The 14,613-nt window shown below is 37.2% G+C and carries 17 protein-coding genes; 7 read left to right on the top strand and 10 right to left on the bottom strand.

Going from position 1 to position 14,613, the window contains the following annotated elements:
• Nucleotides 1–5: 5 nt before the first annotated feature.
• The 9 genes from EDD58_RS07360 to EDD58_RS07320 form a co-directional block, all read right to left on the bottom strand.
• Entirely contained in the window at nt 6–992 is a 987-nt protein-coding gene (locus EDD58_RS07360; protein ID WP_165875857.1) for a sensor histidine kinase, read from the bottom strand.
• The gene (locus EDD58_RS07355; RefSeq protein ID WP_131924211.1) at nt 949–1,641 is read right to left on the bottom strand and encodes a response regulator transcription factor; all 693 of its coding nucleotides are present in this window, start codon (nt 1,639–1,641) and stop codon (nt 949–951) included. The genes EDD58_RS07360 and EDD58_RS07355 overlap by 44 nt, the downstream gene beginning before the upstream one ends.
• A 9-nt stretch (nt 1,642–1,650) precedes the next feature.
• Nucleotides 1,651–2,220 (bottom strand): TlpA disulfide reductase family protein, encoded by a 570-nt coding sequence (locus tag EDD58_RS07350; RefSeq protein ID WP_131924210.1) that lies wholly within the window; start codon nt 2,218–2,220, stop codon nt 1,651–1,653.
• Between the two features lie 9 nt (nt 2,221–2,229).
• Nucleotides 2,230–2,985, bottom strand: a complete 756-nt coding sequence (locus EDD58_RS07345; RefSeq protein ID WP_243648671.1) for a cytochrome c biogenesis CcdA family protein — start codon at nt 2,983–2,985, stop codon at nt 2,230–2,232.
• A 231-nt stretch (nt 2,986–3,216) separates the two neighbouring features.
• Nucleotides 3,217–4,629: a sensor histidine kinase gene (locus tag EDD58_RS07340; RefSeq protein ID WP_131924208.1), complete on the bottom strand. Its 1,413-nt coding sequence runs from the start codon at nt 4,627–4,629 to the stop codon at nt 3,217–3,219.
• Nucleotides 4,626–5,327, bottom strand: a complete 702-nt coding sequence (locus EDD58_RS07335; RefSeq protein ID WP_131924207.1) for a response regulator transcription factor — start codon at nt 5,325–5,327, stop codon at nt 4,626–4,628. The genes EDD58_RS07340 and EDD58_RS07335 overlap by 4 nt, the downstream gene beginning before the upstream one ends.
• The gene (locus tag EDD58_RS07330) at nt 5,317–5,556 is read right to left on the bottom strand and encodes an SHOCT domain-containing protein (RefSeq protein ID WP_131924206.1); all 240 of its coding nucleotides are present in this window, start codon (nt 5,554–5,556) and stop codon (nt 5,317–5,319) included. The genes EDD58_RS07335 and EDD58_RS07330 overlap by 11 nt, the downstream gene beginning before the upstream one ends.
• Before the next feature lie 24 nt (nt 5,557–5,580).
• Nucleotides 5,581–7,053, bottom strand: coding sequence for a multicopper oxidase family protein (locus EDD58_RS07325; protein WP_131924205.1), 1,473 nt, complete (start codon nt 7,051–7,053; stop codon nt 5,581–5,583).
• A gap of 209 nt (nt 7,054–7,262) precedes the next feature.
• On the bottom strand, nt 7,263–7,637 hold the full coding sequence (locus EDD58_RS07320) for a hypothetical protein (RefSeq protein WP_131924204.1): 375 nt from the start codon (nt 7,635–7,637) through the stop codon (nt 7,263–7,265).
• Nucleotides 7,638–7,823: 186 nt separating this feature from the next.
• Between EDD58_RS07320 and EDD58_RS07315 the strand changes: the two genes are divergently transcribed.
• Complete coding sequence (locus EDD58_RS07315; protein WP_131924203.1) at nt 7,824–8,915, top strand: SDR family oxidoreductase; 1,092 nt, start codon at nt 7,824–7,826, stop codon at nt 8,913–8,915.
• Nucleotides 8,916–8,970: 55 nt separating this feature from the next.
• Here EDD58_RS07315 and EDD58_RS07310 read toward each other — a convergent pair whose 3' ends face one another.
• Nucleotides 8,971–10,107: a type I restriction endonuclease gene (locus tag EDD58_RS07310; RefSeq protein WP_131924202.1), complete on the bottom strand. Its 1,137-nt coding sequence runs from the start codon at nt 10,105–10,107 to the stop codon at nt 8,971–8,973.
• A 334-nt stretch (nt 10,108–10,441) separates the two neighbouring features.
• On the opposite strand from EDD58_RS07310, the gene EDD58_RS07305 reads away from it, so the two are divergent.
• From EDD58_RS07305 to EDD58_RS07280, 6 genes are all read left to right on the top strand, one after another.
• The gene (locus EDD58_RS07305) at nt 10,442–10,756 is read left to right on the top strand and encodes a hypothetical protein (protein WP_131924201.1); all 315 of its coding nucleotides are present in this window, start codon (nt 10,442–10,444) and stop codon (nt 10,754–10,756) included.
• Nucleotides 10,757–11,146: 390 nt separating this feature from the next.
• Complete coding sequence (locus EDD58_RS07300) at nt 11,147–11,467, top strand: hypothetical protein (protein ID WP_131924200.1); 321 nt, start codon at nt 11,147–11,149, stop codon at nt 11,465–11,467.
• A gap of 305 nt (nt 11,468–11,772) precedes the next feature.
• Nucleotides 11,773–12,087 carry a hypothetical protein gene (locus EDD58_RS07295; RefSeq protein ID WP_131924199.1) on the top strand — a complete coding sequence of 105 codons (315 nt, stop codon included), beginning with the start codon at nt 11,773–11,775 and terminating at the stop codon, nt 12,085–12,087.
• A 13-nt stretch (nt 12,088–12,100) separates the two neighbouring features.
• Nucleotides 12,101–13,297, top strand: coding sequence for a PCI domain-containing protein (locus EDD58_RS07290; protein WP_131924198.1), 1,197 nt, complete (start codon nt 12,101–12,103; stop codon nt 13,295–13,297).
• 217 nt (nt 13,298–13,514) lie between these two features.
• The gene (locus EDD58_RS07285) at nt 13,515–13,835 is read left to right on the top strand and encodes a hypothetical protein (RefSeq protein ID WP_131924197.1); all 321 of its coding nucleotides are present in this window, start codon (nt 13,515–13,517) and stop codon (nt 13,833–13,835) included.
• Nucleotides 13,836–14,143: 308 nt separating this feature from the next.
• Nucleotides 14,144–14,458 (top strand): hypothetical protein, encoded by a 315-nt coding sequence (locus EDD58_RS07280; protein WP_131924196.1) that lies wholly within the window; start codon nt 14,144–14,146, stop codon nt 14,456–14,458.
• The last annotated feature ends 155 nt before the right edge of the window (nt 14,459–14,613 follow it).

Genomic DNA, 14,613 nt, shown 5'->3' with positions numbered 1-14,613 from the left:
CTCTATTAATGATGATGTGGAATGAAAACACGGAATTGGTGAAACTCACCATCTGATTGAACCGTTATGTTTCCACCATGAGCGATAACTACTTGCTCTACAATGGCTAAGCCCAGTCCTAATCCACCTGTTTTTCGATTTCTCGATGGATCAGGACGATAAAATTCATCGAAAATCAGGTTAAGCTCTTCTTGGGGGATATATTTTCCCTTCCCTTTTATATTCATCACATAAAACTTATCTTCTATTTTACCCGTCACCCATATCTTTTTTCCCCGATGAAATTGAATTGCATTCTGGATTAACTCTTCAAATACCATGGTCCAACTTTCTTTAGCTCCTGTGACGACTCCTTGTTCCATGCGAAGAGTGATAGATACCCCTTTTTTTCTAGCTGATTCTGCTAGTTGGTGATATACCTGTACCAGTATATCATGGATATTACTGTTTTCATGAATAGGAACGCCTTTAGTTTGCCACAATTGTAATTGATTCATCTTTTCGATCAGTTGAACAACCCTTTTGGACTCTTGATGAAGTGATTCGTATAGCTGGGGATTTGCTTCAATCACACCATCATGAAGAGCTTCTAAGTACCCATGAATCGTCGTGATGGGTGTTCGTAATTCATGGGAAAAGGACTGCAACCACTTGGATTGTTTGGGATCTGGGGGATGATCTGGTGGTGGTGGACTTTTTTTGATCGACTTCCGCACCCAGAAATAATAAGGAACACCTATGACTAGAAAAGTGATGGTCAAGAGATGAAATAGATAAACGTTTAATGTCTGTTGAAACTTAATAAAAAAGGGACTCTCTTGCCCCAATCCATGTGCGACGAGAGAACAGGCCATTTCTTTTAGAGAGATACCAAAAATGAAAAGAACGAAACTGATCATTAGAAAATGAACAATCAGAAGCCGATCAGGCTGATGGTTGGCCCGCTTTTTAAAAGGCTTGAAAACGGTAGCCCATTCCGCGAATTGTCTCAATGAACGGATGATCATTGGCTTCTCCCTCTATTTTAGACCGCAGATTTTTGATGTGAGTATCGATGGTACGCTCAGAGACCATTTTTTCATCATGTGGATAAAGTTCGATGAGTAATTGATCTCTTGTAAGAATCTGATTAGGATGACGCATGAAAGCATACAACAAAGTAAATTCATTTTGGGTGAGTGCTAATGCTTCTCCATGAAGTGAAGCGATTTTTTTAAATGGTTTCAATGTCAGCCCTCGATACGTAATTTTACTACAACGATGGGCGGTTCGACGTAAAACAGTTTCGACGCGAGCGACCAATTCTTGTGGGCTAAATGGTTTGGTGACGTAATCGTCAGCTCCTTCTTTTAACCCTTTGATCCGGTCTTCTTCATTAACTAAAGCAGTGACCATAATGATCGGGATATCACTTTTAAAATCTTTCCGGATGGCTTGACAAACTTCCCAACCACTTTTCTCAGGTAGCATAATATCTAGAATGGCAAAGCAAGGATCGATTTTCTGAAAAGCATGGAGTGCTTGTTTTCCATCCTCAGCTTCAAAAACTTCATAACCCTCTCTTTCAAGATAGATTTTGATGAGCTGTCGAATCTTTTCATCATCTTCAACAATCAAGATAGACTTTCCGGTGGTATTCATCTCAACCTCCTAGTCGATGGAGTTGATCCTTTCTACAAGCGAATCGTAGGTCATTGGACCGATGATGTGGTATTGAGCGACTCCTTTGCTGTCAATGAAGAAACTATTTGGAATGCCCTGAGGTTGATAAATGTCATTAACTATATTTTTTTCGTCTAACACAACAGGAAATGTAAGTCCGAATTCCTTGACGAACTTCTCCACATCTTTGTGGCTCTTTTCTGCGGTCGTAAAATTAATCGCAAGGATTTCTACATTTTTCCCTTTGTACTCTTTATAAAACTTTTCCATATCAGGCATTTCAGCTCGGCAAGGGGGACACCATGTCGCCCAGAAGTTAAGCATGACTTTTTTACCACGTAATTCAGAGAGTGTCACTTCTTTGCCTTCTAATGTTTTCAAAGTGAAGTCAGGAGCTAAAGGGAGTTGTTCGTTAGGGAACTCAGTTGTAGCTGGAGCTGGTTGTTTTTGTTGTACTTGTGTGGGCTTAGATGGAGCCTTTTTTTCCTGAAAGTAAAGGTCATACACACCCCAGCCAATCAAACCCAATAATACCAGACTGATTAAGATTTTTTTCATTTCTTCCACCTACCATGTATAAGAGTATTTAGCTAACCAAGCGGTGATTTGAGTCATTTGATCTGTAAATAGAAGGAATCCCATGATGATTAAGATCCATCCACCGACTTTAGAGACAACTGGAAGATAGCGATTCATTTTTTTAACTGTAGTCAGAGTGTAAGTAAGGAGGAACGAAAGGGCTATAAAAGGAATGGCTAACCCTAAGGAATAGATCAGTAAGTACAACATACCAGAATAAACAGTTTCACTCGAGCTAGCCATCAGTAAGATGGAGGATAAAGCAAGTCCTACACAGGGAGTCCAACCAGCACCAAAAGCGATTCCCATTAGAAGAGAAGTGATTCCCCCTTTTTGTTTCATTTGGGGAAGCCAGCGCTTTTCTTTCATCAAAAAGCGAAGTTGAATCAATCCTGTCATTTGTAATCCGAAGATGATGACGAGAATTCCCCCGAACTTTTCGATCACCTCACGTTGATTGGATAAAAATTGTCCCATTGCACTTGCAGAAGCACCTAGTAGGATAAAGATGAAGCTAAATCCGAGAACGAAAAATATGGAGCGGCTAAGTATAACCTTTTTTTCAACATTGATTTTACCTTCAGAGAACTCCCCACCTGTCAATTGCGAGACATAGACAGGGATGAGGGGAAAAATACAAGGTGAAAAAAAGGAGATGAGACCCGCTGCAAAAGCAAAGAAAATAGTGAGATCTTGCATAATATCTCCTTTCAGATCAGTGATTATATCCAGTGTGGACTCCATGATGAAGTCTATTTGTATTAGTCAAGCTTATGATTAGAATAAAGATTGAATATGGAGAAATGATGGAGAAGATTGCTGTATGGTATACCAGTTAGGTATGTCCCTAATAACCGGATAGGATAGTATATATAGGATGAAAATTAGCTCCAGATCAAGCAGATCGGAAGTATCTAAAGAAAAAAGAAAGTCTCTTTGAAATTCGGCATTCACCGTCTTTCAAAGAGATTACAGTTAAGAATCGAGGATGGGAAATTGTATAGTGAATACACTTCCCTCTCCTTCTATGCTGTGAATTTGAAATGTACCTTGATGCAATGTCACTATTTCTTTAACGATTGTTAAACCCAATCCGGTTCCACCTGTTTTGAGGGAGCGTGATTTTTCTACTCGATATAATCGTTCTGTTAAACGAGGAAGGTCCGCTTGTGGAATGCCTGGGCCTGTATCCGCAATTTCTACAACTGCATGCCCATTCTGTCGTTTGATATAGACCGAAATTTTCCCGCCTCTAGGAGTATATTTACGAGCATTTTCTAAAATGTTAAGAAAAACTTGACCCAATCGTTCCTGATCACCTTTGATATAGATGGACTCCTCAGAATTAGAAAGATAGAAATTTAGTTGAATCTCTTTGTCTTCCATAGAAATCTCAACCAAAGATAATGTTTGAGTCATGACATCTACAAGCTGAATTTTTTCAAGGTGTAGTGAAAAATCTCCACGCTCAATACGAGCTAAATCAAATAAGTCTTGAACCAATCGTTGCAGACGGTTAGTTTGCTCAAAGATAATTTGAGCATATTGATGTCGTTCACTCTCAGACTTCATGGGATGAAGTAGAATCTCAGAATACCCTTTTAAATAGGTTAAAGGGGTGCGGAGTTCATGACTGATATCTGCAAGAAACTCATTCCGTTGCTGCTGATAATATTGAATTTCACGCGACATATGGTTAATGGATCGAGCGAGTTGTGCTACTTCATCTTGTCCCTTTACAGGTAAATTTCTCGAGTAATTTCCTTGAGCGATTTCCTCAGTCATTTGCTTCATTTCAATTAACGGACGAACAATCATACGAGAAATGATCCCTAAAATTCCAGCTACTAGTAATAAGGTGATGATCCCAGTCACCAACAACATCCAGCGTAAAATGAGAACTGCCTCTCGAATCGGTTCAGTCGGGCTAAACATCATGACAGTTCCTAGACGTTGGTCTTTTTGTAAAATTGGAGAGCTCACCACTAAGAAAGGTTCTTTATCCCAATTTGTCTCTAGTGTTTGCTCTTCATTCCCTTTTTGTTGGGCTGTAGTCAAGTAGTTTTGGTGTACAGGTGTGACTTCTTTTGAAGTACCTAAAATGTTCCCTTGGTGGTCTAAAACAACTACCATATTCTTTGCATCTTTTTCCATCAATATCACATGATCAATGGTCGTTGTTGTAAAATGATCACTAAGAACAAAGGCATGATTATGACTTTGTTTGAGTAACTCAGTGGTGATATGAGATAGATAAAAATTGAGGAACAATGAGTATATAATATTTCCGATGGAAAATAGAACTAGGGTAAAAACAGAAATTAATAAGAGCCCCAGTTGGAAAGAAACCCGTGTTCTCAAACGCTTTAGTAAAGATATTTTCTTCATTGCAGTTTATACCCTACTCCCCAAATAGTTTTAATAATATCGTGAGCGAGAGCCCCTGCAATTCGTAATTTTTCACGTAAATTTTTGATATGAGAGTCTACGGTTCTAAAATCTTCAATCTCAAGGTCTGACCAAATAAGGGCAAGTAGATCCTCACGACTAAATACTCGTCCAGGGTGTTTCAAAAAAAGATGTAACATCTCATATTCAGTACGAGTTAACATCAGCAATTGTTCTTGAAAAAATACCTCACGCTGCTTAGGGTGTAAGTGGATTCCGCGATGAGAAAGAACCCCCGTTTGGCTCTCAATGTGAGCAGTCAGCACTTGTTGATTACGGCGAAGTACGGCATGGACCCTCGCTAATAGTTCTTCTTTATTAAAAGGCTTGGTAATATAATCATCTGCCCCGATTTGTAGACCTTTCACCTTGTCAGTAAGATGGTCTCTTGCTGTCAGCATAATGACAGGAACTGAAGAAATTTCTCTAATTTGATAACATGTTTGCCAGCCATCAATGACAGGCATCATAATATCTAAAAGAATACATTGATATTGATGTTGACTAACTTTTAAGATGGCTTCTTTTCCTGAATCAGCTTCTTCGGTTTCATAGCCCGCTTGTTGAAGATGATAGGATAGAAGACGCCGCATCGGTTCTTCATCATCTACGATTAATATTCGTACATTATTTTTCATGATCCATCCCTTTACTTAAAATGTCATGCATCTTTAGGTATTCTTCTTCGGAAAGTTCTCCTTTGGCATATCGTTCACGAATAATTTCAATGGCTTTCTCTTTTTTTTTCGAATGCGGAGACTCTGCTCGTACCCAACGAATGATAAGATAAATACCACCAAGAAGAATGCCCCATTGAAGGATCATCCATAGAAACATCCCGAAACCACCAAATCCATAATGCATCATATCTTTGTTCCCCTTTTTGATAATTTACTCAGCTTGAACGTTTGGATCAATTCCAGACGGTATTTGGTAGCCTTCATAGTGAACTGTGGTTGTCATTCCACTTGCAGCATGATGAAGTTCATGACAATGGAACATCCAATCTCCAGTATTGTTTGCAATAAAGGCCACCTCATATTTTTCCCTTGGTTTCAGTAATAATGTGTCTTTATAGATGGACTGATCGGCTAAATCTTTCCCATCCTTACTTAATATTTGGAACTCATGCCCGTGTAAATGCATGGGATGGTCATGCATAGGATCATCATTTTGGAGAGTAACTTTAACCAAATCTCCCTTTTTTACTGTTAAGGGATCTGTATTGGGATAAGTTTTACCATTGATGGTATATACAACTCCATTTTGACTCATACCGTGGTTAAGAGACATTACATATTCTTTGTCATAACGTTCTTTTTTCAGAGAAGAGCGTTTGGTTTGTGTTGTTTTTTCCCCAATGGTAAAGATTTTGTTCCATTTTATCGGTTGTTCTACTTTTTTCGAAGATAAGTTTTTTAAGGGGATCTGCAGTCCTGAGGCTGCGGAATGATCCAATTGATCTTTAGCGATCAAACTTTGGTCTGGAGCTGTAAACTCAATCTCATATCGTTCTCCAGGACCAATGGGAAGGAGTTCATCTTTCCCAGACAGGGGCTTGGTAAGTTTCTGTCCATCTAAAGCCACGACTTTATAATCTAATGAACCGAAGTTGATATAATGAGTAAAGTAACCAGCATTGATCAAACGGAGCCGAACTTTTTCCCCCGTTTTCATGATATAAGCAGGTATTTGCTTACCAGATTGACCATTAACCGTAAATAAATCGTAATCCATGCCACCCATGTGTCCTCCACCCATACCATGACCACCATGAGATCCATCACTTTTCATTTCATCTAAAATCATCGTGTAGTCACGGTCTGCTTTCTCTTCTTGGTTACCTTCTACAATTAATGCTCCATATAACCCTTTATCTACCTGTTCAGCGCTTTTATGATGAGAATGGTACCAATAAGTTCCTGGAACTGTTGCTTTAAATTGATACGTAAAATATTCACTGGGTTGAATACTGTTTTGTGTCATTCCAGGAACACCGTCCATGGCATTGGGAACAGGATAACCATGCCAATGAATGGTAACGGGTTCAGGTAACTGATTTTTTAAGCGAATGTTTACTATTTGACCTTGTTTGACGCGGATTTCTTGTCCTGGGACTTGGTTGTTGTAAGTATAAACAGGTATTTTTACACCTGGAGCCACTTCTAGCTCAGACTGTTGTGCTGTAATCTCATAAAAAATTCCATTTTCTTTCACTTGTGGGGAGTGAACGATTTTTTGAGTATAAGTTTTTTCAGGTAGTTGGACTTCTTTATTTTCATCAATTGATTCATTTAGTGGGGTACAGGCAGATAATCCTAACAACAAAATAATACTCATCGAAACCCGTTTTTGCTTAAACATGATTTCTCCTCCTCATAAGAATCAATGGTACTAGGTAAAAGAGTTGTGAGAATGAAGGTTCTTGATTCTTTCCGTTTGATATAAATAGTAAATGGAAAGATTGAAGAAAGTTTGATGAAAGAAACCAAAGGTAAGTAATGGGTCATCGAAATAGAATAAGCCAGCCTTTCCATCAAAGGAAAGGCTGGCTTATTTTTATTTAATTCTTATTAGGGACATGGAAATGGAATGATACTTCTAATAGCACTCTTTCGAATTCTAATGGTTACGAATCTACCTCTAACAAAAACAGTTAATAAAATGGTGCGGCTTGGTGCTGTAATGATCTGACATCCAACAAGAGAGATGCCATTTTTTAGTTTTACAACCACAAATCTTGCACCTAGCGGTCCACAAGGAAATCTGAAAACTTCTTTAATGGTTATGCGAGGGATTCGAATCAGCACAAAAGATCGTCCATTCCAAATACGTAGAACTATTCGTTTGGGGGTGACTTGAACTAAACATCCGATAAATGTTCTTAACCGTGTGCGAACAACTACAAACTGGCCGACTAATGATTCTAAATTTTTTTCCCTTTTCAAGTGATTACCCTCCCTTCGACTGTATTCTCTATTAATCTATGAATCTTACAGTCTTGTCGTGAGGGTGAAAGGAAGTGGTTATTTATTGGTTTATGAAGTACAGATTTAGAGGGGAAGGAAAGAAGTCAGAGAATTATTTAATAGTGTACAAATAGTATATTGATATTTGTAGAGGAGTGAGATTACATGGGGAGCACGTATTTTTTTACTGGATTTCCTGGTTTTCTTGCCACATCGATTCTTCGTCAACTAATTCAATCGAGTATTCAGGTGGAGAGAATTTATGTGCTGGTTCTACCAAGTATGAGGAGACAAGCAGAAAAAGAGATAGCCAAAATCGAAAGCACTACCCAATTTCAGAGGATCTCGATTTTACAAGGGGATCTTACACAACCCTATATGAATTTAAACGATGAAGTACAAGCGATATTAAGAAGTCAGGTTACCCATGTATTTCATCTCGCAGCGATTTATGACTTAGCTGTATCTAAGGAAATTGCATATCGTGTTAATGTGAAGGGGACGAACCATGTTAATCAATGGGTACGTTCACTTCCTCGTTTAGTGAGGTATGTTTATTTTAGTACAGCTTATGTATCTGGGACTCGAAGTGGGCGAATCTTTGAGACAGAGTTAGCGATGAACCAGACATTTAAGAATGACTATGAACAAACCAAATATGAGGCTGAACTTTTAGTTCAAGAGTTGGCAAAACAGGCACCAACAACGATTATTCGCCCTGGGATCGTGAGAGGTCATTCAGTCACAGGTGAAACGACTAAATTTGATGGTCCCTATTTTATGCTCAACTTTTTCGACCGATTGCGTTTTCTGCCGTTTATTCCGTATCTGGGTCGAGGAGAAGCAGAAGGGAACTTTGTCCCCGTAGACTATATTATAGAGGCTACCCTCTACTTAGCCCATTCAGAAAAAGGGGTGGGGAAAACCTACCACCTGACAGACCCACATCCTGAACCAATGAAAGAAGTGTATCAGGTAGTGATGAAAAATTATATAAAAAAAGAACCCGTAGGTACCATTCCCATTCCCTTAGCAAAAGGCTTTTTATCGATCCCGATGATTCGCAAATGGCTACGAGTAGAAAAGGAGGCTCTTGATTATTTTAATTGCCTAGCTCAATACGATTGCACACAAGCACAAACGGATCTAAAGGACTCAGGTATCATTTGCCCTAGTTTCAAAGAGACATTGACGGAGATGATTCAGTTTTATGACAAGAACAAAAACGATGAGAATAAACATATCCAAATTAATTAATCAGAGGTTTGTACAAAAATAAAATCCCCAAGATGATGATCTCGGGGAAGGAATCTTAAAGGGTGTTATCATAACAAGTAGTAATCAACTCAGTTAATTGGCTGATTTGCATCAAATCTTCGATCCGAATCCGTGTCTCTCCGATGCTTTTAGGAGCAGGTTCGACTGTAAATCCAGGACAAAGTTCGATACAAGTCTCCATGGGGAGCCGAGTGATGATACAAGGATTGGAACCATCTAATTTTAAGCGGAATAGCCATTTGGTGATCGTTTCATTGTAGATGGTAAAATAACTCATGGTGTCTTTATATTGGAGCTCAGAGATATCACGACTTGTTCTCATCAACGCTCCTTTGACCAGCTCGAAACTCATGAGCTCTTCTTCAGTAGTCACAATCCCCTTTTTCTGTGAAGTTCCGCTCTTGGGACTGGGTTCTGTAGTAGGTTCTGTCGAAACAGCTACTTGCAACTCTTTTAATTCTTTAAACTCTTTGGCGTCTAGCCCTTCACGGATCAGATCCAATAGAGTGTTGTGCACTGCCTTTTTAACCAAAGGACGAAAGCGATCCAAAACAGCTGATGTAATGCGAATGTTAATAAAATCTTTAATTAAAAAACGTAAGAATTCATCAGAAGGGTTCGTAACTAGTTCCTTTAAAGTCTTATCAAGATGCGACATATATGATAACTCTTCGGCATAATTGACAATTCGCTCTGAATCAAAGTTTTCTTTTGTAAATTGTTCTAAGGTCTCAATCTCTTGATGGGAGATCGATTCCATTTGGAAGCTAAAAAAAGGATCATAGTCCATAATGTTATCCTGAGTAAGATCTGTGTAAAACTTATACTCTACGCCATTCGTCAAGATTCCTACTTTTACTTCTGGAGTAGCATTAAAATAACGAGCCAATTGTCCACTATGCTTTCCCAGATCTTCAGTTGCTGCTTTCGCCTCGATAAAAATAATTGGCGAGCCATCTTGGAAAATAGCATAGTCCACTTTTTCACCTTTTTTAAAGCTGAAGTCAGCTACGTATTCCGGTCTAACTTCTAAAGGATCAAAGACATCATACCCCAGTTGTTGTAAAAGAGGGATGATTAAAGATTGTTTAGTCATCTCTTCGTTTACAATATGAGGCTTTCTTTCAGCTACTTTTGCACCTAAATGAATCAAGTCAGAATGAAAACTCATCATGCCCCTCCTAGTCATGATAGAGCTTGGTGCATACAAGGTTCCCGCAAATCCAAACCGGATTATTTGATGCGATTGTGTTTAAATTAAACTCTATTTATGCAACAAACTCTATTAGATATAAATAGTTCTTGTTCTACTTCGACAAAAGGGGGGATTCACCTCTAATACAGAAGCTCTAAATCCATTCATACAAAACACTAACTCCTAACTCCTGGTAAATCGACATAGCTGTGGTAGAATAGATGAATTAGAGAATAGCAAATGAAGTGATTTGAATAAAACTTGCTAAGGATTGGAGAGATCTAAGGTGAATTCTAAAGGAGGCGTAAGTATGGAGTTTTTAGAAAAACTAGCAAGAGATTCAGAGTTTCGGGGAACCATCTTTAAAGACCGGGAAGAGTATATTCAATTTCTGGAATATACCGTTTATTTCTATAAAAAAGTGATGGGGAAAGATCCAGAAACGATCATTTTAAGTACCAAACTATTTAATTACATCAATAGTATCGAAAGGAAATTTCACTCATACTACGACGTGAAAGAACAAGAACCTACTTTAGAACCCATAGAACATTTCATTCATCTATCCCAAGGGACATTTAAAATCGTTACAGATCCGAATGAATCATTTTTACGTTGTGAGTGATGAATATACGAACTCGGGGAATTTATGAGTGGAGAGTTATCAGTTGTAGCGATGGGACAAAAATTCTGCTTTATTGAAGTTTGAAGGGCTTAATGTTTATTTTATTTAAGCTTATGATTTGTGACAAAAGGAGAAGTTCGCTCCGCCCTTCGATTTGGGAATGGGGAAAGGTTGAAGAATCTTAAAAAAGAGTTAATCTTGTATTTCCTTCATTGAAGGGCTCCGTTTAGGAGCGGGATAAAGTTAATTCATGTGTAAGGTTGACTCCTAACTGCGAGCAGTTAGGCACTATGTCATCACATAGGATGATATAATTACTCGACAAATGTCTCAAACTATTCTAAAATCGTTGTAAATACAAAGTTGTAAATACAAAAAGGAGGCGTTTACATGTTGAAATTTGACAAAGATGAAGTTCGTAAAATATTGATAGAGGAGGAAGGTTTGGCAGAAGATGTAACTGAGCGTTCTATTGAACTACTTTTAGAACTTGATGAGGGCTTACAACCTTTGCTAGATCAGTGGCTTAAAGATAGATCTATATCAGATCACAAGATTAATGGTGTTTCTTTGGAAATGATGTATAAATATTTTGAAGCAAGAGATTTTATAGGAGCATTAATCTATATAGGAATGTTTACGGGAGATGAAGGCAAAGGAATGGCTGAAACGTTTTTGGAAGATCCATATCTTCTAGTGGGTAGGCGCTAAGGAGAGAATTTATAATGGAAAGACTACATATCACACAATGGAACAAACTCTCTAAAGATTCAAGATTAGAGGCACTTCGATCATTAGAACATCAATTATGATAAGAAAAAGAGTTAATAGCAGTTTAGCTTTTTTTCAATCAATCCTATTCTTCATTATTAACCTCCTTTGTTCACTTCGGTTATTTTTAACTCTCAATTACTATTAGCTTAAACTTCTAAACAAAACCCTTGTGTATCAATATTACTCGACAAATGTCTTAAACTATTCTAAAATCGTTGTAAATATAAAAAGGAGGCGTTTACATGTTGAAATTTAACAAAGACGAAGTACGTAAAATATTGATAGAGGAGGAAGGCTTGGTAGAAGATGTCACTGAACGTTCAATTGATCTGCTTTTAAAATTTAATGATAGTTTACAGCCATTATTAGACCAGTGGCTTAAAGATCGAACAATTTCAGATCAAAAGATCAATGGTGTGTCTTTGGATATGATGTATAAATATTATAAGGCAAAAGATTTTATTGAGGCATTGATTTGTATTGATGCGTTTGCGGAAAATGAAGGAGTGGCTAAAAGGTTTTTAGAAAATCCATATAGACTAGTAGGAAGGCGTTGAGGAGAGAAGTTATATGGACTCTTTTTTTGAAAAACTACATATCACACAATGGAATAAACTCTCTAAAGATTCCAGACTAGAAGCTCTTCAATCGTTAGAACGTCATTATGCTCAATTACAAGGAAGGGACGCTTGTAAGTTTGAAGGGATGAAAGATAAGGAACATTTCGGCCGTTATAAACAAGGAAAAATATATCTAAACCATGACCTTTTGCTGAATGATAATTGTTATGAAGCAGTATTTACTGTTCTACATGAAGGCAGACATGCTTTTCAATCTCAGACAATTGACCTATCTGCAAATAATAGATTAGCCCCTATTTCTGATAAAGAAATATATACTTGGAGAGTAAGTAAGTCTGGGGGATATTTAAAACAACAGCCAGATTACTGGTTTCAACCGGTCGAAAAAGATGCAAATGATTATGCTTTAACTGAAATGGAGAAGATTTATAGTCAATTGGAACCTCTTCATGGGAAAAATAATGGATATAAGGAATATAAAAAAGATCTAGAAATAAATTTTATGATTGAAGAGAACAAATTATTAAGAACTTATGGCAAAAACTACTTACAAACAATCGAAGACAAGGTTCATAAAAAGTATATACTTATGCAAACAGCCTTACGTCATTTTGGAGACAAAGCTTATCGGTTGCATGATCCAGCTGAACAATATGTTCATCAGACTTATCCCAAAGAGATCTTATATAAAGACTTTAGTGCCTATCTCCCAACATATCTTCAAGAAAAAGGATACACAATGCTTCATGAGTATTTGAATCAGGAAGAGAACAAGTCTCCAAACTTACCTGAATTTTACGGAGAGTTTGAGTTACATGAAACGATTCTCCCTCCGCCGTTGTCCCGTGAGGGGAAGTTGATTGAAAAGTTGGAGCAAGCACATGAGAAACTCACCCATTTGTGGAAACAGATTGATCCGTTAGGTGGAACGGAGATCAATCAAAGACAGAACGAAAAACTTCAAGACTTCAACAAAAAGGTGCAAGCTGAGTTTCAAAAGCAGTACCCTGATGTTCAATTAAAGCCGTTTTATCTGAGTACGAGTAAAACAGCGATCGATATAATGAAACATAATCATTTAACTGGGGAAAAGATGGATTTACATAATGGTAAAGAGTTCGGATTTAAATCATCAGATTTGAATAAGCTGATCGACCAAGGAAAAGAGATGGAAATGGAACGATAACTTAGAAACCACTATCTATAAGTCTTAGAATTTAGTAGTTGTACTTAATATATAGATTTACCTGAATGATACAGATTGAATTCCTTGATAAGGGTTGAAGATATTGATTGTAAATCTATCATCTATTTATCGGAGCGTTTGGAAAATTCTAATCGCTCCTTTCCTTTTATGCTTAAATATAGATTCCTCATGAAATATATAACAGGGAGACATACGTATGTTGAAATTTAACAAAGACGAAGTTCGTAAAATATTGCTGGAGGAAGAAGGCTTGGCAGAAGATGTAACTGAGCGTTCTATTGAACTACTTTCAAAATTCAACGATAGCTTACAGCCGTTGTTAGATCAGTGGCTTAAAGATCGAACAATTTCAGATCAGAAGATTAATGGTGTGTCTTTGGATATGATGTATAAATATTATGAGGCAAAAGATTTTATTGGTGCATTGATTTATATTGATGGGTTCGCAGAAAATGAAGGAATGGCTAAAAGGTTTTTGGAAAATCCATATAAATTAGTAGGCGTAGGTAGGCTCTAGGAGAGAGTTTATAATGGAAAGATTACATATCATACAATGGAACAAACTCTCTAAAGATTTGAGACTGGAAGCTCTTCAATCGTTAGAATATCATTTATGATAAGAAAAAGAGTAGTTTGTGGTTTTGTAACTTCTTTCAATCAATCCTATTCGTCTATAAGAACCTTCATTGTTGGCTTTGGCTGTTTTTTTAGCCCTCAATCATCAATAGTTTAAACTTCTAAACAAAATTTATGTTTTTCAATATTACTCGACAAATGTCTTAAACTATTCTAGAATCGTTGTAAATATTAAAAGGAGGCGTTGTCATGTTGAAATTTAACAAAGATGAAGTTCGTGAAAAATTACATAAGGAATATGGATTTGCCGAGGATAAAATAGAACGTGGAATTGACATACTGTTAGAACTAGATGACAGCTTACAACCATTGTTAGATCAGTGGCTTAAAGATGGAATGATACCCAATCAGAAGATTAATGGTGTTTCTTTGGATATGATATATAAACTTTATGAGGTAAATGATATTCTTAGTGCATTAATTTGTATGGAGATGTTTGCGGAAGATGAAGAAATAGCTAAGGATTTTTTAAGAGATCCTTTTTATTTTACAGCTAGAAAATAAGGAGTTGACTAGATGGACTCTTTTTTCGAAAAGCTCCATGTTAATAATTGGAATAAGACTCCAAAGCTTTTAAGAGCAGAAGCACTCTTACTATTAGAACGGCATTATGCTCAACTGCAAGGAAGAATCACTTGTGGGTTTGAAGAATCAAAAAA

Source organism: Hazenella coriacea, from assembly GCF_004341825.1.
In the GTDB taxonomy this organism is placed as follows: Bacteria; Bacillota; Bacilli; order Thermoactinomycetales; family Thermoactinomycetaceae; genus Hazenella; species Hazenella coriacea.
This window is presented reverse-complemented; position numbering and strand designations above follow the sequence as displayed.

What these genes read in the sequence shown, in the direction of transcription:
- EDD58_RS07355 (WP_131924211.1), bottom strand. Translation starts at nt 1,641, where the DNA reads ATGAATACCACCGGAAAGTCTATCTTGATTGTTGAAGATGATGAAAAG.
- EDD58_RS07350 (WP_131924210.1), bottom strand. Translation starts at nt 2,220, where the DNA reads ATGAAAAAAATCTTAATCAGTCTGGTATTATTGGGTTTGATTGGCTGG.
- EDD58_RS07345 (WP_243648671.1), bottom strand. Translation starts at nt 2,985, where the DNA reads ATGGAGTCCACACTGGATATAATCACTGATCTGAAAGGAGATATTATG.
- EDD58_RS07340 (WP_131924208.1), bottom strand. Translation starts at nt 4,629, where the DNA reads ATGAAGAAAATATCTTTACTAAAGCGTTTGAGAACACGGGTTTCTTTC.
- EDD58_RS07335 (WP_131924207.1), bottom strand. Translation starts at nt 5,327, where the DNA reads ATGAAAAATAATGTACGAATATTAATCGTAGATGATGAAGAACCGATG.
- EDD58_RS07330 (WP_131924206.1), bottom strand. Translation starts at nt 5,556, where the DNA reads ATGATGCATTATGGATTTGGTGGTTTCGGGATGTTTCTATGGATGATC.
- EDD58_RS07325 (WP_131924205.1), bottom strand. Translation starts at nt 7,053, where the DNA reads ATGTTTAAGCAAAAACGGGTTTCGATGAGTATTATTTTGTTGTTAGGA.
- EDD58_RS07315 (WP_131924203.1), top strand. Translation starts at nt 7,824, where the DNA reads ATGGGGAGCACGTATTTTTTTACTGGATTTCCTGGTTTTCTTGCCACA.
- EDD58_RS07310 (WP_131924202.1), bottom strand. Translation starts at nt 10,107, where the DNA reads ATGAGTTTTCATTCTGACTTGATTCATTTAGGTGCAAAAGTAGCTGAA.
- EDD58_RS07305 (WP_131924201.1), top strand. Translation starts at nt 10,442, where the DNA reads ATGGAGTTTTTAGAAAAACTAGCAAGAGATTCAGAGTTTCGGGGAACC.
- EDD58_RS07300 (WP_131924200.1), top strand. Translation starts at nt 11,147, where the DNA reads ATGTTGAAATTTGACAAAGATGAAGTTCGTAAAATATTGATAGAGGAG.
- EDD58_RS07295 (WP_131924199.1), top strand. Translation starts at nt 11,773, where the DNA reads ATGTTGAAATTTAACAAAGACGAAGTACGTAAAATATTGATAGAGGAG.
- EDD58_RS07290 (WP_131924198.1), top strand. Translation starts at nt 12,101, where the DNA reads ATGGACTCTTTTTTTGAAAAACTACATATCACACAATGGAATAAACTC.
- EDD58_RS07285 (WP_131924197.1), top strand. Translation starts at nt 13,515, where the DNA reads ATGTTGAAATTTAACAAAGACGAAGTTCGTAAAATATTGCTGGAGGAA.
- EDD58_RS07280 (WP_131924196.1), top strand. Translation starts at nt 14,144, where the DNA reads ATGTTGAAATTTAACAAAGATGAAGTTCGTGAAAAATTACATAAGGAA.